General features: G+C 68.9%; 24 protein-coding genes. 14 read left to right on the top strand and 10 right to left on the bottom strand.

Going from position 1 to position 26,526, the window contains the following annotated elements; translation table 11 throughout:
* Positions 1-36 precede the first annotated feature (36 nt).
* Complete coding sequence (locus tag LCL61_RS12920) at positions 37-1,272, bottom strand: glycoside hydrolase family 3 N-terminal domain-containing protein (RefSeq protein ID WP_340687060.1); 1,236 nt, start codon at positions 1,270-1,272, stop codon at positions 37-39.
* A 288-nt stretch (positions 1,273-1,560) separates the two neighbouring features.
* Here LCL61_RS12920 and LCL61_RS12925 point away from each other — a divergent pair, with 288 nt between their 5' ends.
* Genes LCL61_RS12925 through LCL61_RS12935 form a run of 3 tightly spaced genes read left to right on the top strand, consistent with a single transcriptional unit; the run spans position 1,561 to position 3,004 of the window.
* Positions 1,561-1,911, top strand: coding sequence for a metalloregulator ArsR/SmtB family transcription factor (locus LCL61_RS12925; RefSeq protein ID WP_340687061.1), 351 nt, complete (start codon positions 1,561-1,563; stop codon positions 1,909-1,911).
* Between the two features lie 29 nt (positions 1,912-1,940).
* On the top strand, positions 1,941-2,423 hold the full coding sequence (locus LCL61_RS12930) for an SRPBCC family protein (protein WP_340687062.1): 483 nt from the start codon (positions 1,941-1,943) through the stop codon (positions 2,421-2,423).
* A 5-nt stretch (positions 2,424-2,428) separates the two neighbouring features.
* Positions 2,429-3,004: a TIGR03086 family metal-binding protein gene (locus tag LCL61_RS12935; protein ID WP_340688563.1), complete on the top strand. Its 576-nt coding sequence runs from the start codon at positions 2,429-2,431 to the stop codon at positions 3,002-3,004.
* 6 nt (positions 3,005-3,010) lie between these two features.
* Here LCL61_RS12935 and LCL61_RS12940 read toward each other — a convergent pair whose 3' ends face one another.
* Positions 3,011-3,493, bottom strand: a complete 483-nt coding sequence (locus LCL61_RS12940) for a MerR family transcriptional regulator (RefSeq protein WP_340687063.1) — start codon at positions 3,491-3,493, stop codon at positions 3,011-3,013.
* On the opposite strand from LCL61_RS12940, the gene LCL61_RS12945 reads away from it, so the two are divergent.
* Both LCL61_RS12945 and LCL61_RS12950 read left to right on the top strand, forming a co-directional pair.
* Entirely contained in the window at positions 3,492-4,586 is a 1,095-nt protein-coding gene (locus LCL61_RS12945; RefSeq protein ID WP_340687064.1) for an alkene reductase, read from the top strand. The two genes, LCL61_RS12940 and LCL61_RS12945, sit on opposite strands and share 2 nt — an antisense overlap.
* A gap of 28 nt (positions 4,587-4,614) precedes the next feature.
* The gene (locus LCL61_RS12950; protein WP_340687065.1) at positions 4,615-5,940 is read left to right on the top strand and encodes an amidase; all 1,326 of its coding nucleotides are present in this window, start codon (positions 4,615-4,617) and stop codon (positions 5,938-5,940) included.
* An 84-nt stretch (positions 5,941-6,024) separates the two neighbouring features.
* Here the strand turns inward: LCL61_RS12950 and LCL61_RS12955 are convergent, their stop codons facing one another.
* The 4 genes from LCL61_RS12955 to LCL61_RS12970 form a co-directional block, all read right to left on the bottom strand.
* Positions 6,025-7,143 (bottom strand): cell division protein DivIVA, encoded by a 1,119-nt coding sequence (locus LCL61_RS12955; protein WP_340687066.1) that lies wholly within the window; start codon positions 7,141-7,143, stop codon positions 6,025-6,027.
* A 118-nt stretch (positions 7,144-7,261) separates the two neighbouring features.
* The gene (locus tag LCL61_RS12960; protein ID WP_340687067.1) at positions 7,262-9,253 is read right to left on the bottom strand and encodes an SDR family oxidoreductase; all 1,992 of its coding nucleotides are present in this window, start codon (positions 9,251-9,253) and stop codon (positions 7,262-7,264) included.
* A gap of 99 nt (positions 9,254-9,352) precedes the next feature.
* The gene (locus tag LCL61_RS12965) at positions 9,353-10,036 is read right to left on the bottom strand and encodes a class F sortase (RefSeq protein WP_340687068.1); all 684 of its coding nucleotides are present in this window, start codon (positions 10,034-10,036) and stop codon (positions 9,353-9,355) included.
* Positions 10,037-10,047: 11 nt separating this feature from the next.
* Positions 10,048-11,517 (bottom strand): SpaA isopeptide-forming pilin-related protein, encoded by a 1,470-nt coding sequence (locus tag LCL61_RS12970; RefSeq protein ID WP_340687069.1) that lies wholly within the window; start codon positions 11,515-11,517, stop codon positions 10,048-10,050.
* A gap of 314 nt (positions 11,518-11,831) precedes the next feature.
* Here LCL61_RS12970 and LCL61_RS12975 point away from each other — a divergent pair, with 314 nt between their 5' ends.
* The 4 genes from LCL61_RS12975 (at position 11,832) to LCL61_RS12990 (ending at position 16,512) form a co-directional block, all read left to right on the top strand.
* Positions 11,832-12,668, top strand: coding sequence for a Bax inhibitor-1/YccA family protein (locus LCL61_RS12975; protein ID WP_340687070.1), 837 nt, complete (start codon positions 11,832-11,834; stop codon positions 12,666-12,668).
* A gap of 72 nt (positions 12,669-12,740) precedes the next feature.
* The gene (locus LCL61_RS12980; protein ID WP_340687071.1) at positions 12,741-13,274 is read left to right on the top strand and encodes an LppU/SCO3897 family protein; all 534 of its coding nucleotides are present in this window, start codon (positions 12,741-12,743) and stop codon (positions 13,272-13,274) included.
* A 138-nt stretch (positions 13,275-13,412) separates the two neighbouring features.
* Entirely contained in the window at positions 13,413-14,747 is a 1,335-nt protein-coding gene (locus LCL61_RS12985) for a YeeE/YedE family protein (RefSeq protein ID WP_340687072.1), read from the top strand.
* Positions 14,748-14,976: 229 nt separating this feature from the next.
* On the top strand, positions 14,977-16,512 hold the full coding sequence (locus LCL61_RS12990; protein ID WP_340687073.1) for a DHA2 family efflux MFS transporter permease subunit: 1,536 nt from the start codon (positions 14,977-14,979) through the stop codon (positions 16,510-16,512).
* A 99-nt stretch (positions 16,513-16,611) separates the two neighbouring features.
* Here the strand turns inward: LCL61_RS12990 and LCL61_RS12995 are convergent, their stop codons facing one another.
* Positions 16,612-17,832, bottom strand: a complete 1,221-nt coding sequence (locus LCL61_RS12995; protein ID WP_340687074.1) for an acetyl-CoA C-acetyltransferase — start codon at positions 17,830-17,832, stop codon at positions 16,612-16,614.
* Between the two features lie 181 nt (positions 17,833-18,013).
* Here LCL61_RS12995 and LCL61_RS13000 point away from each other — a divergent pair, with 181 nt between their 5' ends.
* The 5 genes from LCL61_RS13000 (at position 18,014) to LCL61_RS13020 (ending at position 23,565) form a co-directional block, all read left to right on the top strand.
* Positions 18,014-19,384, top strand: a complete 1,371-nt coding sequence (locus LCL61_RS13000; RefSeq protein WP_219148392.1) for a cystathionine beta-synthase — start codon at positions 18,014-18,016, stop codon at positions 19,382-19,384.
* 233 nt (positions 19,385-19,617) lie between these two features.
* On the top strand, positions 19,618-21,027 hold the full coding sequence (locus tag LCL61_RS13005; RefSeq protein ID WP_340687075.1) for a hypothetical protein: 1,410 nt from the start codon (positions 19,618-19,620) through the stop codon (positions 21,025-21,027).
* Positions 21,028-21,179: 152 nt separating this feature from the next.
* Positions 21,180-21,740 carry a hypothetical protein gene (locus tag LCL61_RS13010; protein WP_340687076.1) on the top strand — a complete coding sequence of 187 codons (561 nt, stop codon included), beginning with the start codon at positions 21,180-21,182 and terminating at the stop codon, positions 21,738-21,740.
* A 43-nt stretch (positions 21,741-21,783) separates the two neighbouring features.
* Positions 21,784-22,356: a hypothetical protein gene (locus LCL61_RS13015; RefSeq protein ID WP_340687077.1), complete on the top strand. Its 573-nt coding sequence runs from the start codon at positions 21,784-21,786 to the stop codon at positions 22,354-22,356.
* A gap of 51 nt (positions 22,357-22,407) precedes the next feature.
* Positions 22,408-23,565: a cystathionine gamma-synthase gene (locus LCL61_RS13020; protein ID WP_340687078.1), complete on the top strand. Its 1,158-nt coding sequence runs from the start codon at positions 22,408-22,410 to the stop codon at positions 23,563-23,565.
* A 131-nt stretch (positions 23,566-23,696) separates the two neighbouring features.
* Here LCL61_RS13020 and LCL61_RS13025 read toward each other — a convergent pair whose 3' ends face one another.
* The 3 genes from LCL61_RS13025 to LCL61_RS13035 all read right to left on the bottom strand — a co-directional run bounded on the left by LCL61_RS13025 (position 23,697) and on the right by LCL61_RS13035 (position 26,498).
* A complete protein-coding gene (locus tag LCL61_RS13025; RefSeq protein WP_016337207.1) occupies positions 23,697-23,975 on the bottom strand; it encodes a hypothetical protein in 279 nt (92 codons plus the stop codon).
* Between the two features lie 109 nt (positions 23,976-24,084).
* Positions 24,085-24,936: a ferredoxin gene (locus tag LCL61_RS13030; protein ID WP_340687079.1), complete on the bottom strand. Its 852-nt coding sequence runs from the start codon at positions 24,934-24,936 to the stop codon at positions 24,085-24,087.
* A gap of 11 nt (positions 24,937-24,947) precedes the next feature.
* Complete coding sequence (locus LCL61_RS13035; protein WP_340687080.1) at positions 24,948-26,498, bottom strand: TNT domain-containing protein; 1,551 nt, start codon at positions 26,496-26,498, stop codon at positions 24,948-24,950.
* Between the last annotated feature and the right edge of the window lie 28 nt (positions 26,499-26,526).

Here is a 26,526-nt window from a genome sequence, read left to right on the forward strand (position 1 = left end):
CGCCGAGGATCCACGGGTGTTCAGCCGGTAGCCAGGTCAGCCGCAGGCGCGTTTCGCCGCGAGCACGCGGGTCAAGGCCTCGTCGACCCGGGCGGCCGGGAGGTCGCCGGACGCGAGCGCTTGCTCCAGGGTGGTCAGCACCGTCCCGACGTTGCCGCCGGAGGACCACAACGCTTGATCCGCTCCCGCCTGCAGTGCCTTGAGCACGGCCGTCTGGAGCGGGTACTGCGCCGTGATCGCCTTCATCGCCCCGAGATCGTCGGTGATCACCGGGCCGTTGAACGCGTAGTCCTTCCGCAGCAGTTGGTACGCCGGTGCCGACAGGGTCGACGGAGTGCCGCCGGTCAGATCGGGCACGTCCAGGTGTCCGACCATGACGCCGATCTCGCCGTACTCGCCGATGTCGCGGTACGGCACCAGGTCGACCTTGCGCAGCGAGGCCAGCGGCGGCGTTCGTACCAGTCCCTTGTGGGAATCCCCCGTGGCGTGCCCGTGCCCGGGGAAATGCTTCAACACCGGCTGCACCCCGGCGTCCCGCAGGCCCTGCGCGAACGCCAGGACGTACTTGCGTGCGGTTTCCGGATCCGCGCCGAACGATCGGTCGCCGACGATGTCGCGGTCCGGCTGGTCGGTGATGTCGGCGTCGGGCGCGTAGTCGACGGTGACACCGCGGGCTCGCATCTGCCGTCCTCGCTCGGCCGCCTTCGCCCGTACCTGCGCCGGCGTCAGTGTCGAGGCCATCTTCCGGGCGCTCGGCATGTCGCCGTCGAGGGCGTCGATCCGCTGGACACGGCCGCCTTCTTCGTCGATCGCGACCGACACCGGGACCTTCGCGGCGCGCTGGACGTCGTCCAGTGCACGGTTCCGCAGCAGGGTCGTCTCGTTGCCGCCGAGGAAGATCCCGCCGACCTGCTGGTCGCGCACCAGCTTCACCGCCGCCTGCGGGTCGCCGGCGTTCACGCCGACCACCACCAGCTGGGCCAGCCGCTGCCGGGGGCTCATCCCGGCGATGACGGCTTCGCAGCCTGGAACGGGCGCCTGCTCCGCTCTCGGTGACGGCGTGGGCTTGCTGGAGGCGGGCTGGCTTGAAGCGGCACTGCTGCGAGGCGGAGGTACGGTTCCCGCCGGCTGCGCGGATCCGGCTCCGTCGTTCGCCGTACCGCACTGCACGCTGGTGGCCAGGACGGTGGCGGCTCCCAGGATGACGGCCGCCCACCGCTTCGTCGTCTTCGGTCGCCCGGAGTTCATCGGCTCGTTTCGTTCGTCGTCCATGCCGGTGTCGACGGTAACCCCAGTTGCCCTTTCGCACGCGCTCGCGTGCCCTTTGGTGCGTGACCGCGTCGGGCAGGGCGTTCGACTTCACCTCCTTCCGGATCGTGTTCTCTCTGGTCAAGCCGGTGTTCGTGCTTGACAACTGGATCCGCTCCGCCGTAGATTACCACATGGTTATGGAACCGCAAGGTTATCCACTTCCTCCCCGGGTAGGCGACGGGGGAGGTGATCGTGAGAACTCGAACTCGTGAGACCTGCTCGAACTTGGGAACAGAAAGGCGGGCGACCGTGGCACAGGATCTGCTCGATGTCACCTTCGCGGCACTCGCCGACCCCACCCGCCGCGCGATCCTCGCGCGGCTCGCGCACGGCGAGGCCACGGTGACGGAGCTGGCCGAACCCTTCGCGATGAGCCAGCCCGCCATCTCCAAACATCTGAAGGTGCTGGAGCGGGCGGGGCTGGTGGCAAGGGGGCGTGATGCCCAGCGCCGCCCCTGCCGGCTGGTGGCCCAGCCGCTGAAGAACGCGAACGAATGGCTCGGCGGCTACCGCCGCTACTGGGACGAGGCCTTCTCGGAGCTGGATCTCGTCCTCGACGGGGAGATGCGGCACCCGGAACGCCGTCCAGAGACCGATTGACCACCGCGCGAGCGGAAAGGAACAGCACAATGGGACGAACTCTCAACGTGACGAAATCCGGCGATCTCGAGATCGTCATGACGAGGTCCTTCGACGCGCCGAGAACGCTGGTGTTCGACGCGTGGACCAAACCGGAACTGGTGCGCCGCTGGTTCGGTCCGCGCGGCTGCGAGGTCGTCGAATGCGAGATCGACCTGCGGGTCGGCGGCAGATGGCGCTACCGGCTGCGCCACGGCGGGATGGACATGGTGCTGCAGGGCGTCTACCAGGAGATCGACCGTCCGGAAAGGCTCGTCTCCTTCGAGACGAACGAGGACTGTGAGGCGTCGGAAGGCCAGGCCTTGGCGACTCTGACGCTGGTCGAACACGAAGGGGTCACCACTCTGACCCAGGTGGTGCGATACGACTCGAAGCGGGTCCGGGACGCCGTTCTCGCATCCGGGATGGAACGGGGCGTCGGCGAGGGCTTCGACAAGCTGGCCGAGTTCCTGGCCGCTCCGGTGGGGGCGTGACCACGATGACCGCCATCGCGGACCGATATCGCGTCCGGGCCGACGTCTTCGAGAGCAAGGTCGCCGCCGTCCAAGCCGGGCAGTGGGAGAGCGGATCTCCGTGTGAAGAGTGGAACGCCAGGGATGTCGTCGGGCACATCGTCGACATGCACGGCGCGATGCTTCGCCCCTTCGGGCGTGACCTCGGGCCGGCGCCATCGCTCCTGGACGACCCGCTGGGCGCCTTCCGTGCCGCGCGGGCCGATGTCGAAGCCGTCCTCGCCGATCCCGTGCTCGCGGCCACGGAACACGAGACACCGATAGGGAAGATGACCGCGGAACAGCATATCGACCAGGTCGTCAGTGCCGACATGGTGATCCACGGCTGGGATCTGGCCCGGGCCACCGGGCAGGACGACACGATCGATCCGGAGGAGATCGCCCGGATGTGGCCGGCGGCGCAGGCGATCCCCGATCAGATGAGGTTTCCCGGAGCGTTCGGGCCCGGCATCGTCGTCTTCGGTCCCGAAGTGAAAGTGCCCGAAGACGCGCCCCTGCAGGACAGGCTGCTCGGCCTGATGGGCCGGGACCCGAACGCCTGACACGGATCAGACATGGATCCCGCGGTGTCGCCGGACGGGCCGGGAAGGAACAGGTACCTCGGCGGTATCGGTTCCCTTGGCCGCGGCCAGGACACGTTCCAGAACCGACAGAGAGGTGGTGAGCAAGGAGATCTGGTTCTGGATCCGAGTCCTGGCGATCTCCAGTTCGCCGGTCATCTCCGGCGAGGGCACCAAATGCGTGTGGTCCCCGGAAACGCACGGAAGGAGTTCCGCGATTTTGCCGCTGCACAACCCGGCCGAATAGAAGAGCTGGATCTGCAGGACCCTGGCGACGTCGTCTTCGGTGAAGGCCCGGTAGCCGTTGCCGCATCGAGCGGGACTCAGCAGGCCTTCCGTTTCGTAGTACCGCAACGAGCGGACGCTCACCCCGGTTCGCTTCGCCAGTTCACCGATCCGCATGAGTCCACAGTAGCCGCGGGAACCGAGGTTGACCGTGACGTCGGCGTCAGGGTTTAGCTTCGCGTTCATGAGGCTGCTCGAAGTATTCCGCGGTACCGCGCTCCAGTTGCCGAACCGTATGGCGATGGCCCCGATGACCAGGGGGCGCGCGGACGATGTCACCGGCCTACCGCATCCACTGACGGCCGAGTACTACGCGCAGCGCGCGAGCGCCGGTTTGATCGTGAGTGAAGGTGTCTGGGTGAACCGGACCGGCAAGAGCGGCCCGGGTATTCCAGGGCTGGCGACAGAGCAACAGGCCGAGGCATGGCGCGCGGTGACGGCGGCCGTGCACGAGAAGGGCGGCCGCATCTTCGCGCAGCTCTGGCACGCGGGGAGGGTCACTCACCCCGGAGTGATGGGCCGGACGCCGGTGGCGCCGTCGGCGGTCCAGCAGGCCGGGCGGATCTTCTCGGCCGGAGGCTGGACGGACACGGTCGAACCTCGTGCGCTCGGCGAGGAGGAGATCGGTGAGGTGGTCCAGGACTTCGCTTCGGCGGCCCGGCGAGCCATCGAGGCGGGATTCGACGGCGTGGAGCTCCACGGTGCCAACGGCTACCTCATCCAGGAGTTCCTCGCCGACAACACCAACCGCAGGGAGGACCGTTACGGCGGTTCGGTCGCCGCCCGGCTCTGCTTCCCGCTCGAGGTGGTGGCGGCCGTGGTCCAGCAGATCGGTGCGGCCAGGGTCGCCCTGCGGATCTCGCCGGGAAACCCGGAGAACGACATCGTGGAAGGCGACTGGAAGGAGGTGTACTCACGGCTCGTGGCGGAACTTCGCCGGTACGAGCTCGCGTACCTGCACGTCATCGACACTCCTGACGCCGAGGCGCTGTCGCACCTGCGGCCCTTGTGGCCAGGAACGCTCGTCGCGAATCTGCGGTCCGAGGAGCCGACCACCCGGGACGAGGGTGAGTCCTTGATCGAGTCCGGGCTGGCCGACGTGGTCGCTTTCGGCAGGTTGTTCATCGCGAACCCGGATCTGCCCGCCCGTTTCGCTCTCCGTGCTCCGCTGGCTCGGGCGGACCACGCCGTCTACTACGGCGCCAGGCTCGATGGCTACACCGACTTCCCGGCGTTCGAACCGGACTCGGCGAAGTTCGCCTGTTCGGCGCGCAACTGATCTTCGCCGCCCGCTCTACAGTGCGGGGATGGTCAAGACGGCAGTGGAAATCGCGGCGGCTGTGCGTGCCAAGGAACTCGATCCGGTCCAAGTGACCCGTGAGGCGCTGGCCCGGATCGCGGCGGCGGACGGAGTGATCGGTGCGTTCCGCCGGGTGAGGGCCGAGGAGGCGCTCACCGAGGCAGCCGCTGTCGCCGAACGTCCGGACCTGGCGGATCTGCCCTTGGCCGGGGTGCCGGTGGCGGTCAAGGACGTCGCGCCGATCGAAGGCGAGTACGCCTCGTGGGGGTCGCGTGCGGGTTCGTCGACGCTGTCCACAGAGGACGGTGAGATAGCGCGGCGCCTACGCGCGGCCGGAGCGGTGATCGTCGGCCTGACCCGGGTGCCGGAGTTGTGCATCTGGCCGTCGAGCGACGATCCGGACGGGACAGTGCGCAATCCGCGCAATCCGTCCTATGCCGCCGGTGGTTCGTCGGGTGGAAGCGCCGCGGCCGTCGCGGCCGGGTTGGTGCCTATCGCGCACGGCACGGACGGGCTGGGGTCGATCCGGCTCCCGTCCGCGATGTGCGGGATCGTCGGTCTCAAACCGGGTAAGGGCGTGGTCCGTGTACCGGGGGAGAATGGCTGGTTCGGCCTGTCCACGCACGGTCCGATGACGACCACCGTGGCCGACGCCGCCGTGCTGATGTCGGTCCTCGCCGAAGAGCCGGGGCTGGCGGACCTCGTCACCCCGAAGCGGTCCCGCATCGCTTTGTCGACCCAGGTCCCGCTGACGAGGGCGCCGCTGCCCCGCGCGTTCAGCCGTGCCGTCGCCCAGGCCGGAGAGCTGTTCCGTGCGGCAGGGCACACCGTCGCGCCCGGCGCGCCCCGGTACAGCGCCGGAGCGATCGGTGGCCTCCTGGCGCGCTGGGTGGCGGGCCCTGCCGAACAAGCGGCCGGGTTCGATCTCGCCGCGCTCCAGCCCCGGACACGCACCCACGTCCGGCTCGGGCGGCTGATGGCCGAACGCGTCCGGGAGAGCACCCGGGAGCGCTGGCTGGAGCGTGCCGAAGAGTTCTTCACCGATCACGATGTCCTGGTCACGCCCATGATCGCGACGCTCCCGCTCAAGGCCCGCACCTGGCACGAAAGCCGGTGGATCGTCAACGTGCTGCCATCGGTGCGTGTGGCGGGCTTCGCGGGCCTGTGGAATCTCGCGGGCTATCCGGCGATGTCCGTGCCGGTCAGGGTGCATCGTGCGGGCATCCCGGCCTGCGTCCAGCTCGTCGCCGCGCCCGGCGGGGAAGCGCTCCTCCTAGGCCTCGCCGCCCAGCTCGAGGCGGCCAATCCCTGGCCGCGCACCACCGCCTCCTGACCGCTCCCGGAAGGGAGCAAGGGACCTTTGCTATCACTCTCCAAAAGAGAGCGACAGCAAAGGTCCCTTGCTACTTCGTGCTGGTCAGGAGCCGGTTTTGGCGGGTGACGGCTTCTGCCCGTTCGCCTTCGGGCCGTTCTGCTCGTTCTGTCCGTTCTTCGGCGCAGCGGCGGCAGGCGCCGAAGGAGCCGGCTTGGGAGAAGGTTTGGCGGCGGCCGGAGCGGCGGCCTTCGAGGCGGGCGGCTCGGCGGGCTTGCCCGCCGGCTTCTTCTCCTCGGCCTTGCTGTCGCCACCGACGAGCTTCGAAGCGTGCGGGATCACCGACTCCTCGGGCAGTGCCGCGAGCATCGCCTCGCTGCCCTTCAGGACCTCGTCGGCCTGCATCAGGCTCTTGCGGGCCTGCTCGCGGATCTCCGCCAGCCGTTCGACCTTCCGCTGGGCGGCGGTCGTGCGCTGGGCGGCGGTCGTCGTGGCCTCGTCGAGCCGGCGCTTGGCTTCGGCCGTCGCCTCGTCGATGCGGCGCTTCGCCTCCGCGGTGGCCTCGGCGATCCGGCGCTCGGCCTGGTTCTTGCTGGCCGTCTGCTGGTCGGCGATGTGTTTCTCGTGCGCGGCGCGCTGAGCCGCGATCGTCTGATCGAACTCGCGCTCGATCTTCCGGCGCTTGCGCTCGGCCTCGTTGTCCAGCAATTCCCGGCGCTGGGCGGCCTCGACGGTCAGCCGCTGGACCTCGGCCCGCGTCTCGGCGAGCGCCGATTCGTGCTCTGAGTGCAGCGCGTCCGCCTGCTTGTCCAGCTCGGCGACGAGCCGCGTGTAGCGCTCACGGAGCTTCTTCGAAGCTTCGCTCGACGACGCCCAGTGCTTCTCGGCGGCGACCTCGGCACGCTTCGTGATCTCTTCCGCGCGCGCCTGTGCGAGCGTGACGGTGCGCTGCATCCGCTCGTCGAGGTCTTCGAGCCGCTCCGGCGGCTTCTTCAGCTCCTCGATCCTGGCGTTCAGCTTCGCCACCTCGTGGCGGACGGTTTCGAGTTCGCGCGTGGCCGATGTCGCCTGCGCGATCGCGGCGTCGCGGTCGGTGATCACGCGATGCAGCTGGGCTTCGAGATGATCCAGATACTGGCGCACTTCGTTCCGGTCGAAGCCGTGCCAGGCCTGGGTGTATTCGCGCCGCAGGGGCAACAGGCCGTTGTCTCGCTCGGGAACCATGGCCACGACGGTACCTGCGTACCCGGTGTCGCCGTTGTCAGGCTTCGTGATTCACCGACGTGTGTCGGCTCTCAGCTGCGATCCCTCACCTGAACGGCCGCCACCCGTGTGCGCAGTGTCACCAATGGAAGCCGCGGCTGAGCCGGGCGAGCGCCATCGCCGCACGAGACAGATGCTGCTCGCCCTTCCCGATCTTGAGCCCGCCTTCGCCGCCCGCGGCCGCGGAATCCGGGAACACCCGGAATCCTTGGTAGGCCACGGCATCCGTGAGTGCCGGCGTGAGTGTGTACGCGAGCCCGATCGCCTGCCCGGCGGGCGTGCCGATGTGCTTCGGACGCTCCCTCAGCGCCTTCATCACCATGTCCGCCGCCTGATCCGGGGATTTGGTCGGGAACGCGTCGTAGATCTTCGTCGGCCGGATCATCGGCGTACGCACGAGTGGCATGTGGATGGTCGTGAAGGTGATTCCGTCGCCGTGGGTCTCGGTCGCGGCGATCCGGGAGAAATAGTCCAATGCGGCCTTCGACGCCGCATACGCCGAAAAACGCGGCGCGATTCCCTGGACGCCGATCGACGAGACGTTGACGATATGCCCGAACTTCCGCTCGGACATATGCGGCAGCACCGCGAGGATCAGCCGCACCGCGCCGAAGTAATTGATTGCCATCGCGCGTTCGTAGTCGTGGAACCGGTCGTACGACAGTTTGATCGACCGCCGGATCGACCGGCCGGCGTTGTTCACGAGCATGTCGATCCGGCCGTGCTCGGCGAGCATCGCGTCGACGGCCTTGTGCACCGATTCCTCGTCGGTCAGGTCGGCCGGGTACACCGACGCGGTGCCGCCCGCGGCGATGATCTCGTCCCGCACTTCTTCGAGTTCGTGCTGCCGCCGTGCCACGAGCAGCGGCACCCCGCCCGCGGCGGCGACCTTGATCGCGGTCGCCCGGCCGATGCCCGAAGAGGCGCCGGTGATGATCACGCGACGGCCGTCCAGTTCGCCGCGCGGGCCGTGCTTGCGGGCGCGGAACGGGTCCAGGTGCTCTCGCCAGTAGCGCCACAGGGTGGGCGCGTAGTCCTCGATCCGGGGCACCTCGACGCCCGAACCGATGAGTGCCTTGCGCGTCGACGCAGAGGAGAAAACCGACGGGAACGCCATGGTCTCCAGCAGCACCGGCGGGATCCCGAGCCGCTCCAGCACGGCGTCACGCGCGATCGTGAAGCCGGGGATGTGCTCGCTCAGTTTCACCAGGTTGACGATGCCCTTGGACACGCGTTCGTTGAGCTGTACGGAGATGGTCGGCGCACCCGCCGCCTTCGCGAACGCGTTGTAGACCGAGACGACCGGCTGCGGTTCCGGGTTGACCAGGTGGAACGCGCGCCCGTCGAGCCCGTTCGTGGTGATCAGGGCGTTCAGCGATTCGGCGACGTAGTCGACCGGGACGACATTGGTGTCGCCGAGGTCGGGGCCGACGATCGGCACGTCGGGCAGCCCGGCGAGCCTGCTGATCGCGGGGAACAGGTAGTACGGGCCGTCGATCTTGTCCATTTCGCCGGTCTCGGAGTTCCCGACGACGACCGCGGGCCGGTACACCCGCCACGGCACGTCCTGCTGCTCGCGCACGAGGCGCTCCGCCTCGAACTTCGTGCGGTGGTACGGCGTGACGAGCCGCTGGCCGACGTCGAACATCTCTTCGGTGAACATGCCCTCGTGGTCACCGGCGACGGCGACCGAGGACACGTGGTGCAGGCAGCCCGCGTTCAGATCGGCGGCGAGCGCGATCACCTGCGCGGTGCCCTCGACGTTGGCCTTGATGCTGGCTTCGTCGTCGGCGGTGAGGTCGTACAGGGCGGCGAGGTGGACGATGTGATCGACGCCGCGAAGCCGCTCACGGTCCTCCCGGGAGACGCCGAGCAGTGGCTCGCCGAGGTCACCGGTGACGAGGGTGACGCGTTCCGGATGCGGCCAGGCGTTCACGAGTTTGGCGAGTTTGTCCCGCGAGGACGCCCGGACGACGAGCGCGACCTCGTCGACGTCGTCCCTGGTGAGCAGCAGCCGGGTGAATTGGCGCCCGATCAGCCCGGTCGCCCCGGTCACCAGAAAAGTCGCCATTCGCCTCACCCTTCACCGTGCTCGCCCGCGTCCCCCGGCATTCTGCTGCATCAGGACGGCGAGGACCACCACGACACCGGTGAAGTTACTCACGGGTAATTAGGCGGGGTCGGCGATGACGACCCGGTTCTCGGCGTAACCGGTCTCCCCGCCGACCCAGCGGCCGCCGCAGGTGACGAGAACTATCCGATGTGGACCGGACTGGCCGAACAGCTCGTCCGCCCGCTGCGGCAGTTCGTTCTTCTTCAGCGTGATCAGCTGGGAGACCTTGTACTGCCAGGACTTGCCCGCCTTGTCGACCACGGTGACGGTGCCGCCGATCCGTTCGGTCCACAGTTCCGCGAACGGACCCGTCGCGCCCTTCCAGTTCACGTGGCCCGCGAACACGCTCGCACCGGTGGCCGCGCTCAGTTCGGCGCCCCACCAGGTCACCTCGCCGAGATTCTCCGGCACGGGAAGCTCCGCGCCCGGCCCGAGTTCCTTGCGCACGAGTTTCGCGGCACCGCCCGCGGGCAGCCGGATCGTCCCCGGCCCCTGCGGTTTCGGGGCTTCGGGCTCCTTCGACACCGGCGGAGTGGCCGTCGGAGTCGTGGGGACGACGTCCGGCGGAGGCGGGACCTCCTGTTGCGCGGGAGCGGCCGGAGCGCCCCCCGCGACCGAGACGGAGACGGCCTGGGCCGTCCCCGTCACCACTGTCGTCGGCGGCCAGATGAGCAGGGCCGCGACGAGGTCCGCGCACAGGACCGTGACGGCTCCCAGCGCGAACCCGCGTCGTACTGACATCCCAGAACCTCTTAGCGTCGCGAAGACCGCCGCGCGGCCACGCCCACCATCAGCGAACCGAGCAGCGCGAGCGCGCCGACACCGAGGATGCCGGCGGTCGACGCCGAGTTCTCGACGGTGCCCTGCATCATCGCCACCGGCCGGTCGCCGGCGGGGATGGTGCGCGGTACCTCGTTGGGCGTGTTGGCGACCTTGAGCGTCAGCGTCTCACCCGGTTTGACCTCACCGCAGGCGGACGGCGGATTCTTCGGGTCGAAGGCGTTGGTGTAGCCCGGCGGCGCACTGACCTCGACCACGCAGATCTCCTGCGGGGTCCGCAGGTTCTCCACGGTGACGGTGCCGTTCTCGCCTTCGGTGGTGACGACGGCGGGTTTGCCGTCGGCGCCGTTGAGGGGTTTGCCGTCGTGCCCGACCGCGGCCGTCGTCTTGTCCTTCGCGGTGATCCGCAGCACGGCGCCCGCCACGCCCTTGTCGGTCTTCGCGTCGACCTTCGTCACCTGGACCTTGCCCGGCTTCGAAACGACCGCGACACCTTGGGCCTTCAGTTCCTTCTCACCGCCGGTCGAGACGACCTTCTGCACCCCGGTCTCGACCGGGAACTGCACGTACGGCCGGTCCGCCGGGGCGGACAGCGAGCTGGCCAGCTTCGGCTGGTCACCGGTCGGTGTCACCTTGACCGTGACGGTGCCGTCCTCGCCCGTCTTCACCGTGGTGGCCTTCTCGGCCTTGGCGTTCGAGGTCGAGGCGGGCTTGGTGTTCTCGCCGCTGTCGACTGTCGCGTTCGAGGGCGTGAGCTGCACGGGCACGCCGGAGACGCCCTTGCCCTTGGCGTTCTTGACGCTGATGGTCCACTCGCCGGCGGTGCCGATGTGCTGGTCTTCCTTCGGCGGCGTGATCGCGGTGGTCCACGGGCCGCGGTTGGCTTCGGCGTCCTTGGTCAGCTTCTCGACGGCCGCGGCGGCGTCGGGTTTCTGCGCCTTCAGCTTGGCGAGTTGGCCCTCGACGTCGTAGCCGATCTCGTCCGGGCCGCGCTTCGGGTCGAGATCCGCGTTGGAGCGCGGCTTCGACGTCCACGAGTGCAGCAGGTGCGCGAGCGCGGCGGCCTCGGCGTTGTCCTTGGTGCCGCCATAGCGCAGCAGCAGGTAGGAGATGTTGGCCGCGATGTCGTCGGGCAGTTTCTGCTTCCACTTGTCGAGCAGTTCGTCCCCGGGTTTGTACTGCTCGTTGGTGTCCGGCGCCTTGAGCTGGTAGCTCACGCAGAACACGTGCTTGCCGTTGACGACGTACGAGCCCAGCCAGTCGCGTTCCCTGGGCTTGTTGTCGACCGTCTGGCCTGGCGTGACCTGGTAGCCGACGCCTTCCTCTTTGGCGGCCGAAGCCGGTGTCACCGCGACGGTGGCGGATAAGGCGCCGAGCAGGCACGTCGCGATCAGGCTGGTCAAGGCGCGCGAACGCACGCTCGGGCGTGTGGTCCACCCCATGGTGTGTTGACTCCTTTGGTCGTGCTCCGCCCCGGCGCATTTACGTCGGCGCAGGTCACACGATCGATAGGTTCCCCGACACGCCTTCGGTGATTATCCGAACACGTAACGTGGAGGGTGGCGGGTGATCAGCGGTTTTGGCAATACGGCATCAGGTGGGGTATCGGTGAACGGTCGGTGATCTCCGCCGCATACGGTGTGGGGGATGGGCGTCGCGCCGATTGTGAGTAAAGTCGTCTTTACTTCGACGGGAACCGGGCGGCCCACGCGGTCGTTGAACCCGATGCAGGTGCCAGTAGATCCAGGAGGATCAGGTGCGATCCAGTAGCAACCCGGCGTTCCGGAACCTGCCGCGTGGCGCGGCGCAGTACGGACCCAACGTAGGCTTCAACCAACCCCAGGGCGGCGTGCCCGGCTACGGCCCTCCGCAGACCTCCGCCGGTGCCGACGACCGTCCGATGACCGTCGACGACGTCGTCATCAAGACGGCGCTGAGCCTCGGCACCGCGCTGGTGACCGGTGTGCTCACCGCGATCTGGGCGATCAGCCAGCTGCCCGTGGACGCCGCGGGCCGGATCACCGGTATCAGCGGCGGCGTGATCGGCGCGCTCGTCGGCGGCATGATCGTCGGCCTCGTGATCTCGCTCGTGATCATCTTCAAGCAGAAGCCGAGCGGTCCGCTCACGCTGGCGTACTCGGCCGCCGAGGGTGTCTTCCTCGGTGCGATCAGCGGTCTTTTCGAGGCGCTGTACCCCGGTATCGCGCTGCAGGCGATCATCGGTACCGCGGGTGTCTTCATCGCGATGCTGGTCGTCTACAAGACCGGCGCGGTCAAGGTCACCCCGAAGCTGACGAAGTGGATCATCGGCGCCGTCGTCGGTGTCGCGATCCTGATGCTGGTCAACCTCATCACCAGCTTCTTCGGCTTCAACCCGCTGCGTGACGGCGGGCCGATCGCGATCATCTTCAGCCTCGTGGTGATCGGTGTCGCGGCGTTCAGCTTCCTGCTCGACTTCGACCAGGCCGACCGGATGATCCGCGAAGGCATGCCGTCGAAGTGGGCGTGGTTCGCCGCCTTCGGTCTCATGACCACCCTGGTCTGGCTGTACCTCGAGATCCTGCGGCTGTTGTCGTACTTCCAAAACGACTGACCCGGGCTTTCGTGAAAGGGCGCTCCGAGCGATCGGGGCGCCCTTTTTCGTCGCCGCGAATACGCTGACCCCATGACCGAGCACAGTGGCGAACCCGCCAGGCCGAAGCGTTCCAAGTGGTTCTGGGTCGGCCTCCTGGTGCCGGTCGCGATCGTGGTGCTGAGCGCGTCGTCGTGGATCGTCGGCTACCTCTCGAACACCGACGACGTCCGGGTGGGGGACTGCTACGCGGTCACCACTTTCGGTGACATCGGCGAGGATCCGGTCAAGGCGGACTGCGGCTCGGCCGAGGCCAACGCGAAGGCCGGCGCGAAGACCGACGCGGGTGGAGCTTGCCCTGCGGGCGAGTATGACCAGCTCACCGTCGACAGGACCTTCGCCTCGTACAAGCTCTGCATGATGATCAACGCCAAGCAGGGCGACTGTCTCGAGAACTTCCTGGCCGACAGCGTGGCCTACCAGAAGGTGCCCTGCTCGGATCCCGCGCGGGACGCGGAGGTCCTGAAGGTGGTCGACAGTGTCGCGACCTGTGACGACACGGACGCGACTCATCTCAAGAGCTACTCGACACCGCCCTCGACGGTCTGCGTGAAGAGCACCAAGTAGCAAGGGACCTTTGCTACCGCCGCCATCCGGCCCTGCGCGCGCCGCCGTTCGTCGCACAGAGTGGGACGGGCTGCGACCGGGCCGCCACCGGTCCTAACGTTGCTCGTCCCCAACCCCGCCGATCGACCTGGAGTCCTGGTGGCGACGACCGAAACCCAAGCCGGTGAGAAGAAACTCCTCGACTTCCCGACCTCCTGCGCCGCCCCGGTCCCGCAACCTGAGGAGCCGGTCAAGGTCGTGCCGCTGGCGGTCGCGGGTGCCCTCGCGGTCGGGCTGACCTGGTACGTCTGGGCCGCGCACGGGGCTAAATTCGGGGTCCTGCTCATCCTCGGCCTGCTGCTCGGCCTCGCGCTCTTCCACTCACGTTTCGGGTTCACTTCGGCCTGGCGCCAGCTGATCGCGGTCGGGAACGGCCAGGGCCTGCGGGCGCACACGCTGCTGCTCGGCACGGCGGCGACGTTGATCGCGCTGATCGTGGGCACCGGATCCGGGCTCTTCGGCAGCTCGCCGAATCCGACCGCGGGTGGGCTTGGGCTCGCGCTGTTCGTCGGCGCGACGATCTTCGCCATCGGCATGCAACTGGGTGGCGCGTGCGCTTCGGGAACGCTGTTCGCGGTCGGCTCCGGGCAGTCGACGATCGTGCTGACCCTCGGCGGTTTCATCACCGGGTCCGTCCTCTACACGTGGGCGTATCCGCTGCTGTCGGGCTGGCCAGAAGTCAAGGGCATCCTGCTCGCCGACCATGTCGGCTGGTTCGGTTCGTGGGCGATCACCGTCGCCGTCCTCGCCGCGATCGTGCTGGGGACCCGGTTCGTGCAGAAGCGCCGCAACCCGCCGCCGGTCGACGTCGTGCCGACCGCGCGCGGTTTCGCCCGGATCTACCGCGGCTCCTGGCCGATCCTCGTCGGCGCCGTCGTGCTCGGGGTGCTGGCGGGCGCGGTCTTCCTGGTCTCCGGCGGGATCTGGGGGGTCACGAGCGCGTTCAGCCTGTGGGGCGCCAAGACCCTGCAGGTGTTCGGCCTGCACCCCGAGACCTGGGAGTTCTGGCGGATCAAGGCGAACGCGGCGTCGCTGGCGGGGCCGATCTGGAAGGACAAGAACAGCCTCACCGACATCGGCATCATGATCGGCGCGGGTGTCGCGGCCGCGGCGGCGGGCGCGTGGAAGATCCACAGTTCGATCCCGTGGCGGACCGCGGTCGCCGCGGTGCTCGGCGGGATCCTGATGGGCGTCGGCGCGCGGATGGCGGGCGGGTGCAACATCGGTGCCTACCTCGGCGGCATCTCGGTCGGCAGCCTGCACGGCTGGCTGTGGGGCGTCTTCGCGCTCGGCGGCACCTGGATCGGGCTGAAGCTGCGACCGCTGTTCGGGCTCNTGTGGGGCGTCTTCGCGCTCGGCGGCACCTGGATCGGGCTGAAGCTGCGACCGCTGTTCGGGCTCGGCAACCCGGCTCCCACGCACAGCGTCTGCTGATCACTCTTCGTGACACGACGTATGCGGGTCCGCCCTTTAGGTCCGCGTACGGGGAAAAAGTTGGCAGGTAAAACCTGTGTTCGGCTACCCTCGGCTACGTACTGAGCTTGCGCATTAATGCACAAGCTCGTTTGGGGAGCTCGGCGCGAGGCCGGGCGTCGATTCCGTAGTCGCGACCGCGGGGGTTGTCGCGTCCCGGGGGACACTGAGCATCAGGGACGGATTTTTCATGTCAACGCAAAGCCCGGCCGCACCGGGCGGCGACAAACTCGACGCCGGCGTGCTCAAGATCGCCGGCGTCGTCATCCTCGGCGCGATCATGGCGATCCTCGACACGACGGTCGTCAACGTCGCGCTCCAGAAACTGACCATCGAGTTCCAGACCTCGTTCGACACCATCCAGTGGATCGCGACCGGCTACATGCTCGCCCTGGCGACGGTCATCCCGATCACCGGCTGGGCTTCGGACCGGTTCGGCACCAAACGGCTCTACATGACCGCGATCGGGCTGTTCCTGATCGGGTCGATGCTCGCCGGCATGGCCTGGGACGTCGAATCGCTGATCGTCTTCCGGGTCCTGCAGGGCTTCGGCGGCGGCATGCTGATGCCCGCCGGCATGACGATCCTGACCAGGGCCGCCGGACCGCACCGGATCGGGCGCGTGATGGGCGTGCTCGGGGTGCCGATGCTGCTCGGCCCGATCGGCGGCCCGATCCTCGGCGGCTGGCTGGTCGACGCGGTGAGCTGGCGCTGGATCTTCTACATCAACGTGCCGATCGGCCTGATCACCATGGCCATGGCGTGGCGCCTGCTGCCGAAGGACCGGCCGGAGCCCAGTGAACGCTTCGATTTCCTCGGCATGCTGATGGTCTCGCCCGGCCTGGCGGCGCTGATCTTCGGTGTTTCGAACATCCCGGCGGCGGGCGGTGTCGGCGCGGTGGACGTCTGGCTGCCCGCGCTGGCCGGGATCGCGTTGCTGGTGGCGTTCGTGGTCCGGGCGAACCGGGTCACGAACCCGCTGCTCGACCTGAAACTGTTCAAGAACCGGTCGTTCTCCGTCGCCATGGTGACGATGACCTTCTTCTGCGTCGCGTTCTTCGGCGCGATGCTGCTCCTGCCGACGTATTTCGTGCTGGCGCGCGGCGAATCGGCGATGAACGCCGGTCTGCTGCTCGCCCCGCAGGGTGTCGGCGCGATGCTGACCATGCCGATCGCGGGCCGGTTCGCGGACAAGATCGGCGCGCGGAAGATCGTGCTGCCCGGTCTCGTGCTGATGCTCGCCGGCCTGATCGCCTTCACCCAGATCACCGCGGCGACGCCGTACTGGCTGCTGCTTTCGGCGCTGTTCGTGATGGGGCTCGGCATGGGCGCGACGATGATGCCGATCACCTCGGCCGCGTTGCAGACGCTCAAGTCGGAGGACATGGCGAAGGCGTCGACGGCGACGAACATCCTGCAGCAGACCGCCGGGGCGATCGGTTCGGCGGTGCTGTCGATCATCCTGGCGGCGCTGCTCGCCGGGAAGTTCGGCGTGCCGACGGCCCAGGGGCAGCTGGCCGCGACGGCCGCGGTGATGAACCCGGCGACGCGCGAAGCGGCTTCGGGGCTGACCGCGGATGCGTTCTCGACGACGTTCCTGTGGTCGATGATCCTGCTCGCGCTGTGCCTGATCCCGGCGGCGTTCCTGCCGAAGACCAAGCCCGCGCTGCCGGAGGGCGCGGCCGACGGTGAGGCCGCGGCGGCACCGCCGATCATGACCCACTAGGGCGCGGAAGAGGAGCAAGGGACCTTTGCTACCACCCGCTTAGCGTGGCTAAGTAAGCGGTAGCAAAGGTCCCTTGCTCTCTTTCCGCAGGTCAGCGGGTCAGGAGAGGCGCTCCAGAACCATCGCCATGCCCTGGCCGCCGCCGACGCACATCGTCTCGAGCCCGAACTGCTTGTCGTGGTGGCGCAGCGAGTTGATCAGCGTGGAGGTGATCCGCGCGCCGGTCATGCCGAACGGGTGGCCGACGGCGATCGCGCCGCCGTTGACGTTCAGCTTGTCGAGGTCGATCCCGAGGTCCTTGTACGACGGGATGACCTGCGCGGCGAACGCCTCGTTGATCTCGACGAGGTCGATGTCGCCGATCGACATCCCGGCCCGCGCGAGCGCCTGCTTCGACGCCTCGACCGGGCCGTAGCCCATGATCTCCGGCGACAGCCCCGAAACGCCGGTCGAGACGACGCGGGCGAGCGGCGTCAGCCCCAGCTCGCGAGCCTTGGTGTCGGACATGATGATCACCGCGGCGGCGCCGTCGTTGAGCGGGCAGCAGTTGCCCGCGGTGATCCGGCCGTCGGGGCGGAAGACCGGCTTGAGACCGGAGACGCCTTCGAGGGTGACGCCGGCGCGCGGGCCGTCGTCCTTCGAGACCACGGTGCCGTCCGGCAGGGTGACCGGCGTGATGTCCTTGGCCCAGAAGCCGTCCGCGATGGCCTTTTCGGCGAGGTTCTGCGAGCGGACGCCGAACTCGTCCATCTCCTCACGCGAAACGTTCTTCAGCCGCGCCAGGTTTTCGGCGGTCTGGCCCATCGCGATGTAGACGTCCGGCAGGGCGCCGTTCTCGCGCGGGTCCGTCCAGCTGTCGGCGCCCTCGGCCGCCACCTGCGCGGTACGGGCCTCGGCGTCGGCGAACAGCGGGTTGTGCGTGTTCGGCCAGGAGTCCGAGCTGCCGTTGGCGAAGCGGGAAACCGTCTCGACACCGGCGGAGATGAATACGTCGCCTTCGCCCGCCTTGATCGCGTGCAGCGCCATGCGGGTGGTCTGGAGGCTGGACGAGCAGTACCGGGTGATCGTGCAGCCGGGCAGGTGGTCGTAGCCGAGTTCGACGGCGACGGCGCGGCCCATGTTGAAGCCCTGCTCGCCGCCGGGGAGACCACAGCCCAGCATGAGGTCTTCGATCTGCGTCGGGTCGAGTTCGGGGACCTTGTCGAGCGCGGCGCGGACCATCTGCGCGGCGAGGTCGTCCGGGCGGATGCTCACCAGCGATCCCTTGCCGGCGCGGCCGATCGGGGATCGGGCGGTGGAGACGATGACGGCTTCGGGCATGGAACGACACTCCCTTGTTTTCGATCCAGACACGCGCTAAGCGGTTGCTCACCTCGCATCCTCCACCGGAGGGAGGTGCGGGTCAAAGGCGAACGCGATCCACGCCACTCTTTCCGACTGCACCGCCTTACGCCGGAGTTCGAGTGGACACATCGCGACCTGCGGCGTTTAGGCTGTGGGAGTGGAATACGTCGAGCACATCGTGGACCTCGTGGGCAACACCCCTCTGGTCAAGCTGAACGCACTGGCCGAGGGGCTCCAGCCGCTCATCCTGGCCAAGGTCGAGTACGTCAACCCCGGCGGCAGCGTCAAGGACCGCATCGCGCTGCGGATGATCGAAGCCGCGGAGCGGTCCGGCGAGCTGAAGCCCGGCGGCACCATCGTCGAGCCGACGTCCGGCAACACCGGCGTCGGGCTGGCCATGGTGGCACAGCGCAAGGGGTACAAGTGCGTGTTCGTCTGCCCGGACAAGGTCAGCGAGGACAAGCGCAACGTGCTCAAGGCCTACGGTGCCCGCGTCGTGGTCTGCCCGACCGCGGTCGCGCCGGAGCACCCGGACTCCTACTACAACGTCTCGGACCGCCTCGTGCGTGAGATCGAGGGCGCCTGGAAGCCGAACCAGTACGCCAATCCGGAGAACCCCGCCAGCCACTACCACTCGACCGGTCCGGAACTCTGGCGCCAGACCGAGGGCAAGATCACGCACTTCGTCGCGGGCGTCGGCACCGGCGGCACGATCTCGGGCACCGGCAAGTACCTCAAGGAGGTCAGCGACGGCCGCGTCCAGGTCATCGGCGCGGACCCCGAAGGCTCGGTGTACTCCGGCGGATCCGGGCGGCCGTACCTGGTCGAGGGCGTCGGCGAGGATTTCTGGCCGGACACCTACGACCGGAACATCGCCGACCGGATCATCGCGGTGTCGGACGCGGACTCCTTCGACATCACCCGCCGCCTCGCGCTCGAAGAGGGGCTGCTCGTCGGCGGCTCGTGTGGCATGGCCGTCGCCGCGGCGCTCAAGCTCGCCGAGGGCCTCGGCCCGGACGACGTCGTCGTCGTGCTCCTGCCCGACGGCGGCCGCGGCTACCTCACCAAGGTGTTCAACGACAGCTGGATGTCCTCCTACGGCTTCCTGCCGCCGGACTCCAGCGGCAGGACCGTCGGCGACGTCCTGACGAAGAAGAGCGGCTCGCTGCCCAGCCTGGTGCACAGTCACCCGAACGAGACCGTCGCCGAAGCTGTGGCGATCCTTTCCGAGTTCGGTGTCAGCCAGATGCCCGTGGTCAGCGCGGAGCCGCCGGTCATGGCGGCCGAAGTCGTCGGCGCGGTCAACGAACGCGACCTTCTCGAGGCGCTCTTCACCGGCAAGGCCCAGCTGGCCGACCGGCTCGAGCAGCACATGTCGCCCCCGCTGCCGACCATCGGCGCCGGTGAACAGGTGAGCGTGGCGATGAACGCGCTCTCGGGCGCGGACGGTGCGCTGGTGCTGGTCGACGGCAAGCCGGCGGGGGTCGTCACCCGGCACGATCTGCTCGCGTTTCTCGCGGGACGGTAAAGAGGCATTTCATCGGATGGTCGGGCCGGGGCGTTACGAGCGGTCCGACCGGCTATCCGATAGCGTGTCCGGTGAGTTGAACTTTTATGTCCTCGTCAAGGGGGTTCAAGACCCAAATGAGTGCTCCGCAGCCACCGAATCAGCCTTGGGGTGGCGCCCAGCCACCGCAGGGACCCCCGAGTGGCCCTCAGCCGCAGCAAGACAACCCGTTCGGTTCCCCGGAACCGACCCAGGTGGTGCAGCCCGGCCAGCCCGCCCAGCCCGACTACGGGCAACCGCAGTACGGGCAGCAGCCCTCCTATGAGCAGCAGCCCCAGGGAGGCGGGTTCGGCGACACGCCGGAGCCCACGCAGGTCGTGCAGCCGGTCCAGCCGGGTTCCAACGACGCGAACGCGACCCAGGTCGTGCAGCCGGTGAGTGGCGGCGGGGAAAGCCCCACCGCCGAGTCCACCCAGCTCGTGCCGCCGGGTTCGCAGCCGCCCGCCATCCCGTACGCCCCGCCGCCGAGCGCGGCCGACAACCCGTCCGCCGGTGCCTACGGCGCCCAGGGTGGCGGCTTCGGTCAGCAGCAGGGCTTCGGCCAGCCCCAGCAGGGCGGCTTCGACCCCTCGCAGGGCCAGCAGCAGCCTGGTTTCGGCCAGCCGCAGCAGGGCTTCGGCGGACCGCCGCAGGGCGGCTTCGGCCAGCAGCCCGGTTTCGGCGGACCGCCGCAGGGCTACAGCCCCGCAGCCTCGGGCGGTGGCGGCGGGAACCCGATGTTCGGGTTCATCGCCGGTGGCGTCGTGGCGTTGCTCGGCCTGATCGCCTTGATCGTGTCGTTCGTCTACTTCGGTGACGCGAGCGACTACTCGAAGGTCTTCGACAGCGCCCCGAACCAGGAACAGATCGACAAGTTCCTCGACGAGGCGGGCGTGGCCGGTCCGGGCGCCACGTGGTTCTACGTGATCATGCTTCTGGTCGGATCGCTCGTTTCGCTCGCCGGTGGTGTCGGGCTCGCCCTCGCGGGCAAGCTCCCGGGCACGGTGAAGAAGATCGCGCCGATCGTCGCCGCCGCCGGTGGCGCGCTTCTGGTGCTGTTCGGCGTCCTCCTGCTCGTCGGTTCGACCCCGTCGTCGGACTTCCTGGAGAAGCTGCCGCCTTCCGCCAGGGAAGGCGCCGGTATCGGCGGTGGCCTGCTGCACCTGCTTCTCGGAATCGTGATCCTGATCGTCGGTGTGCTGGGCCTGATCCCGGCGACCGCGCAGTTCGTGGGTCTCGGTGGCGGCGGTTCGGTGCTGGGTGCCCCGCAGAGCGGCCAGCCCGGCGGTTTCGGCGGTCCGCCGCAGGGAGGCTTCGGCCAGCCCGGTCAGCCGGGCCAGCCTGGTCCGTACGGACAGCCGCAGGGTGGCTTCGGCCAGCCCGGTCAGCCGTCTTCGGGTGGTTTCCCGCAGCCGGGGCAGCAGCCCGGTGGTTTCGGGCAGCAGCCCGGCCAGCAGGGTCCGCCCAGCGGTGGTTTCGCCCAGCCGGGCCAGCAGCAGGGCGGCTTCGGCCAGGCTCCGCAGCAGCCCGGTGGTTTCGGGCAGCAGCCCGGCCAGCAGGGTCCGCCCAGCGGTGGTTTCGGCCAGCCGGGCCAGCAGCCCGGTCAGCCCCCGCAGCAGTGGTGATTCGCCGCCACTGAACGGTTTCACTCGGAACACCCCCGGCCGCTGCCGGGGGTGTTCCCGTTTTCGCCGGGGTATCCCGATTCGCCTGCCGCGGCCAGGTCCCGCGGGCTAGGGTGAGCGCCGTCAACCCACACCTGGCCGACGGGAGCGACGTGACCGGTCCGTACGGATATCCCGCCCAGCAGCCCGGACCGCCGGCTTTCGGATATCCCGCTCCGCAGGCCCGGCCCTCCGGGGCGACGGCGATCATCGCCGCCGTGCTCGGCCTCGTCGGGGCCCTCGCGTCGGGCTTCATCCCGATCCGCTACTTCATCGAGCTCCCGTCGGGGTTCAGCCTCTCGAACCTGCCCGGCTTCGCGCTCGTCGAACTGGTGCTGTACCTGCTCGCCGCGTTGTTCCTGCTGATGGGCGCGTTGACGACGTTCTTCCGTTCGCTGATCGGTGCCATCCTGCTGATCCTCGGCTCGCTGCTCGCCATCCTGGCCGTCGTGCTGGAGCCGATCGCTTTCCGCGTGCCGTACCGGATCCACCTCGACATCCTGCTCCGGTTCGCGACCTTCGACGGCGTCCTCCGCCTGGCCATGGTCGTGTTCGGACTGCTCGCGCTCCTGCTGGCGGTTCTTCCGCCGACCTTCCGGTACCTGCGCTGGCGGCCCGCCCCGGTGCAGCCGTACCGGCCGCAGAACCAGTTCCCCCAGCAGGGCGGACGGTGAGATCCGGCGTACTTCACGGCCTAGGAATTCGACAGGGGGAGACATGACCTTCCAGCAATACCCACCGCAGGGCTATCCGGCACCCGGTGCCTACCCGCCGCCGATGCGGCAGCCGAGCGGCGCGACCGCGATCATCGCCGGGATCCTCGCGGTTCTCGGCGGGCTCTGGTTCCTCGCCGGGCTGACGTCCCACGTCATCGAGCTGTCCCACTACGTCATTTCGTTCCTGGTGGTCGGAGCGGCGCTGGACCTCGTCAGCACGGCTTTGCTCTTGGGCGGCGGGATCATGCTGCTCCTGCGCAAGCGGGCCGGACGGGTGCTCACCGTGATCGGGGCCGCGTCGGCCATCGGGTTCGTGGCGCTGACCTTCCTGCTCCGGGCGATCGGGCATTTCTACTTCTCGTACGGCGGGGTGAGCCTGCACTTCGGCTTCGGCTGGCTCCTCTTCGTGGTCCTGATCCCGGCGATCGCGACCCTCGTGCTGGCGCTGGTGTCGCCGACGGCGCGCTGGCTGGCGGCCAAGCCGAAGGCCGACGGCGCCGTGCAGCCGCCGAACTTCGGATACCCGCCGGCTCCCGGTGCCCAGCAGCAGGGACAGCCACCCGGGCAGTGGTGAGTTCGATCCCAGACGATGGGATCCCGCACGGGTGGTCGTACCCTTGACCGTATGGCCGACGATTACTCTCTGCTGGGCTTCGAGACGCGCGCGATCCACGCCGGGCAGACCCCTGATCCCCGGACCGGCGCGGTCATCGTGCCGATCTATCAGACCTCGACTTACGCGCAGGACGGCGTCGGCGGCACGCGCGAAGGCGACTACGAGTACTCCCGCACCGCGAACCCGACGCGCACCGCGCTGGAGGTCGCGCTGGCGGCGCTCGAAGGCGCGCGGCACGGTCTGGCCTACGCGTCGGGTATGGCGGCCAGTGACGTCCTGCTGCGGGCGACCCTCCGGCCCGGAGACCACCTCGTGCTCGGCAACGACGCGTACGGCGGCACGTTCCGGCTGATCGACAAGGTGCTCAGCCTGTGGGGCGTCGAGCACACGGTCGCCGACCTGGGGAACATCGACGAGGTCCGCGCGGCGATCCGGCCGGAGACGAAGCTGATCTGGTGCGAGTCGCCGACGAACCCCATGCTGGGGATCGCCGACATCGCCGCGTTGGCCGAGGTCGCGCACGGCGCCGGCGCCCGCCTGGTCGTCGACAACACCTTCGCCACCCCGTACCTGCAGAACCCGCTTTCGCTGGGCGCCGACGTCGTCCTGCACTCGACGACCAAGTACCTCGGCGGGCACTCCGACGTCGTCGGTGGTGCGATCCTGACGAACGAGGACGAGTTGCGCGAGCAGCTGTTCTACCTGCGCAACGCGGCGGGCGCGGTACCCGGCCCGTTCGACGCGTGGCTGACCCTGCGCGGGGTCAAGACGCTCGCGCTGCGGATGGAGCGGCACAGTGACAACGCCGAACTGATCGCCCGGATGCTGCTGAAGCACCCGAAGGTCGATCGTGTCTACTACCCGGGCCTGCCGGAGCACCCTGGCCACGAGGTCGCTTCGAAGCAGATGCGCCGCTTCGGCGGGATGATCTCGTTCACCCACATCGACGGCGAGCAGGCCGCGCTCGACGTCGCGTCGAAAACGAAGCTGTTCATCCTCGCCGAGTCGCTGGGCGGGATCGAATCGCTCATCGAGCACCCGGGGCGGATGACCCACGCGAGCACCGCCGGGTCGACCCTGGAGGTGCCGGACAATCTGCTGCGGCTGTCCGTCGGCATCGAGGACGGCAGCGACCTGGTCGACGATCTGGCCAAGGCCCTGGGCTGACCGCCGCCGAGCCCAGAGAGTGAGCAAGGGACCTTTGCTGTCGTTCGCGTAGCCATGCTAAGCAAATGACAGCAAAGGTCCCTTGCTCTTTTCGCGCTGGTCAGCGCGGTGTGGTGGGAGGAATCGCCCGGTTAAGGGCGGAAGTTGCTGGGCGTGACGCCGCTCTTGGCGTCCGCCTCGTGCGAAGTCCCCTGCGGCGCGGCGGGCAGCTCCGAGCCGTCGACGCAGCCGCCGACGAGCTCGATGTGGTTGTCGTGCCGGATGTACTGGCCCGGGTCCACGCAGCCGGCGCGGTCGACCGTGTAGACGGCGGCGCCGGTCAGCAGCGCGGCCGAGGTGAGTGCCAGCACGACCGGGAGCATCCCGGCGGAGCGGGTCGCCCGGACCCTGCCGATGTTCCCCCGTGCCATGCGCGCTCCCTGGTCGCCTTCGCCGACGCCGTCAAGAGTACCCGGACCGCGAACTTGTCACGTGACGTATCCGTCAGGTGGCATCATGCGGCCGCGAAATCAATGGGTCCTAAGTGGACGGCGGACCGGTGATCGCGGCGACCGCGAGTTCCCGTTCGGGCTCGCCGACCTCGGGCAGGGTGAACCGCAACGCCCGGATGTGACCGAGGAGTTCGGGATCGGGAGCGACGTCGTGCTCGCGCAGGTAGTAGGCGACCGCGCCCGGCCAGTACCACCGGCCGTCCGTGCGGAAGTTCAGCGGCACCAACGGCTCCCTGTCGGGGTCGAAGGCGTCGGCGTCGTAGGACCGCGACGCCAGCACGACCGGCGCGCCGTCGAGGTACTGCAGCACCCGGTCCCGCTCGGCCGGGGACAGCGGCTCACGGTTCACCACCGGGCGGCCCGACTCGTCGAGACCGTCATGGACCCGTGGAGACCGCAAGGCTTCCGGTGCGTCCGCCGGCGGGGTGGCCACCAGCGCCGGTGCCAGGCCTGCCCGCTGTCGCAGCCACGGCGGGATGTACTGGTCGGTCCGCGGGAAGAACCGGAGTTCGTCCTGGAAGCCGATCGGCGGCGGAGTGCGACGCCAGGCGGGCTCCTGGTCGAGCATGAAATCGACGGAGGTGCCTTGAGCGGCGTCGAAGGTCAGCGTCGCGGCCAGCCAGGTGCCCTGGCCGGGCTGGTACATCCCGGCCCGCAGCGTGCCGAGGAGCTGGACCAGTTCCGGCGGTGCCGCGATCGGCTGCGTCGTTCCGTCCGGTCCGGTGATGAGCACGTCGGTCTCGAGGTGCCTCCCGACGGCCCGGTGCTCGGTCCGCAGCCGTCGCCAGCCGGGCGGGGCCATCGACGCGAGACCGTTGCCGATCTGGGCGACGATCTGCTGTTGCTGTTCCGGGCTCAGCGGTCCGGGTGGCGTGGTCATCGATGCTCCCCTCAGGTCCGCGGCGGCGGGGGCTGCGTCGTCGCCTGCGGGATCTCCACGAGGGAGCCGTCGGCGAGCAATTCCGCGATCGAGCGTTCGAGAACGTACGCGGTACCGCCGCCGGCCTGGTCGTACCAGGGGATCGGCGATCCGACGATCGCGCGCACGGGACGGAGCGTCCGGTACACGTGGTACTCGAACCGCTGCTCTTCGGCGGGCTGCGATCGATGGGTGAACTCGGTGCGTGCCGCGTAGAGCGTGTTTCCGGACGGAGCGCCGTAGCGGTCCATCTCGGTGCCCGGCGGCAGGGTCGCTACCCGTTTCCCGCCGTACAACTGAAGCCCGACGTCACCGCCGACGGGCTGGATCGGCCAGTCCTCGGTCGGCCGCTTGGCGTCCGGGGGGAGTTCGCCGCGGAACTCGGCCTGGTTCAGGTAGAGGTGCCCGACGAAGTACCGGAGCGCCTTCCGTGCTGTGTCGAAGACGACCTCTTCGAGCCGGTTCTCGCCCTGTGCCTGGAAAACCGCCCAGCCACCCTCTTCGGCCACAAGGCACCAAGCGCCGTCGGCCACCTCGCCCACGCGGTACCGGGCCGGATCCAGCTCCAATTCGGCGGCCACGTCGAGGGCTTCCTTGGCGACGGCTTCGGGGTCCTCGTCTCCACCGGCCGGCCGCCCGGCGGCGAGCCGTTCGTTCAGCCAGTCCGGGACCCGTGCCGGATCGCGGGGGAAGGCGGTCAGTTCGGCGGCGAATTCCGCGGCGGGCGGCTCGCCGTCCCAAGCGGGTTCGTCGTCCCAGGTGTACTCGTATTCCGCGCTCAGGTCGTGCGGGACGTGGGCGACGGCCTGGAACCACGTCCCCCGGCCGGGCCGGTACATCCCGCTCCTGAGTTCGGCCAGGAGCAAGGGAACCTGCTCTGGCGGATCCCACAGCTGAAGACCGCCGTCGCTGTCCCGGCGGACCATCACCACCAGCTCGGTGTAGCCGCCGATCACGCGATAGGTCAGCATGACCTGCGCCCAGTCGGTCGGGACGTTCAGCGCGACGACGTTCGCGATCCGGACCCAGAGCCGGTTCTGTTCGGCCGAGTCGAGCGGCTCGCCGCGTTCTTCCGCCGCCGGTGCGGCGACCGGCTGCCCCGCCTCGGCGAGCTTCTCGCGCAGCCACGCCGGGATGTACTCGGCGTCCCGCGGAAACGCCTCCAGGTCCCGCGCCCAGCCGAGGGGATCGATCGACGGCTGCCACCGCGGATCCCATTCGAGGTTGTGGATGATCCGGAACCGGGTCGGCGGATCGACGATGAACCGCATGGAGAACCAGGTTCCCTCGCCGTCCTCGTAGTACAGCTCCCGCATCCGGAGCGCGATCCGCACGGCCTCCTGCGGTACCTCGATGGTCGCGTACCCGCCGTCGCCCATCAGCACGGCGATGGTGAAGTCGTGCACGTCGACGTTGGCGCGGCAGACCAGGTCGATCCGGCGCCAACCCTCGGGCGCGGCGTCCGACAGCGCGTAAACCATGTCGTACTTCAGCTGCTGGAGCTCTTCCGCGTCACGGGGCATCGGAGGGGTTCCTTTCTTCTGGTGCCAC

This window comes from Amycolatopsis coloradensis (assembly GCF_037997115.1).
GTDB classification, from domain to species: Bacteria; Actinomycetota; Actinomycetes; order Mycobacteriales; family Pseudonocardiaceae; genus Amycolatopsis; species Amycolatopsis coloradensis_A.

Bases quoted from the DNA above. Each gene is read 5' to 3' on its own strand.
- LCL61_RS12920 (WP_340687060.1), bottom strand. From the start codon at position 1,272: ATGGACGACGAACGAAACGAGCCGATGAACTCCGGGCGACCGAAGACG.
- LCL61_RS12930 (WP_340687062.1), top strand. From the start codon at position 1,941: ATGGGACGAACTCTCAACGTGACGAAATCCGGCGATCTCGAGATCGTC.
- LCL61_RS12935 (WP_340688563.1), top strand. From the start codon at position 2,429: ATGACCGCCATCGCGGACCGATATCGCGTCCGGGCCGACGTCTTCGAG.
- LCL61_RS12945 (WP_340687064.1), top strand. From the start codon at position 3,492: ATGAGGCTGCTCGAAGTATTCCGCGGTACCGCGCTCCAGTTGCCGAAC.
- LCL61_RS12940 (WP_340687063.1), bottom strand. From the start codon at position 3,493: ATGAACGCGAAGCTAAACCCTGACGCCGACGTCACGGTCAACCTCGGT.
- LCL61_RS12950 (WP_340687065.1), top strand. From the start codon at position 4,615: ATGGTCAAGACGGCAGTGGAAATCGCGGCGGCTGTGCGTGCCAAGGAA.
- LCL61_RS12955 (WP_340687066.1), bottom strand. From the start codon at position 7,143: ATGGTTCCCGAGCGAGACAACGGCCTGTTGCCCCTGCGGCGCGAATAC.
- LCL61_RS12960 (WP_340687067.1), bottom strand. From the start codon at position 9,253: ATGGCGACTTTTCTGGTGACCGGGGCGACCGGGCTGATCGGGCGCCAA.
- LCL61_RS12965 (WP_340687068.1), bottom strand. From the start codon at position 10,036: ATGTCAGTACGACGCGGGTTCGCGCTGGGAGCCGTCACGGTCCTGTGC.
- LCL61_RS12970 (WP_340687069.1), bottom strand. From the start codon at position 11,517: ATGGGGTGGACCACACGCCCGAGCGTGCGTTCGCGCGCCTTGACCAGC.
- LCL61_RS12980 (WP_340687071.1), top strand. From the start codon at position 12,741: ATGACCGAGCACAGTGGCGAACCCGCCAGGCCGAAGCGTTCCAAGTGG.
- LCL61_RS12990 (WP_340687073.1), top strand. From the start codon at position 14,977: ATGTCAACGCAAAGCCCGGCCGCACCGGGCGGCGACAAACTCGACGCC.
- LCL61_RS12995 (WP_340687074.1), bottom strand. From the start codon at position 17,832: ATGCCCGAAGCCGTCATCGTCTCCACCGCCCGATCCCCGATCGGCCGC.
- LCL61_RS13015 (WP_340687077.1), top strand. From the start codon at position 21,784: ATGACCTTCCAGCAATACCCACCGCAGGGCTATCCGGCACCCGGTGCC.
- LCL61_RS13020 (WP_340687078.1), top strand. From the start codon at position 22,408: ATGGCCGACGATTACTCTCTGCTGGGCTTCGAGACGCGCGCGATCCAC.
- LCL61_RS13025 (WP_016337207.1), bottom strand. From the start codon at position 23,975: ATGGCACGGGGGAACATCGGCAGGGTCCGGGCGACCCGCTCCGCCGGG.
- LCL61_RS13030 (WP_340687079.1), bottom strand. From the start codon at position 24,936: ATGACCACGCCACCCGGACCGCTGAGCCCGGAACAGCAACAGCAGATC.
- LCL61_RS13035 (WP_340687080.1), bottom strand. From the start codon at position 26,498: ATGCCCCGTGACGCGGAAGAGCTCCAGCAGCTGAAGTACGACATGGTT.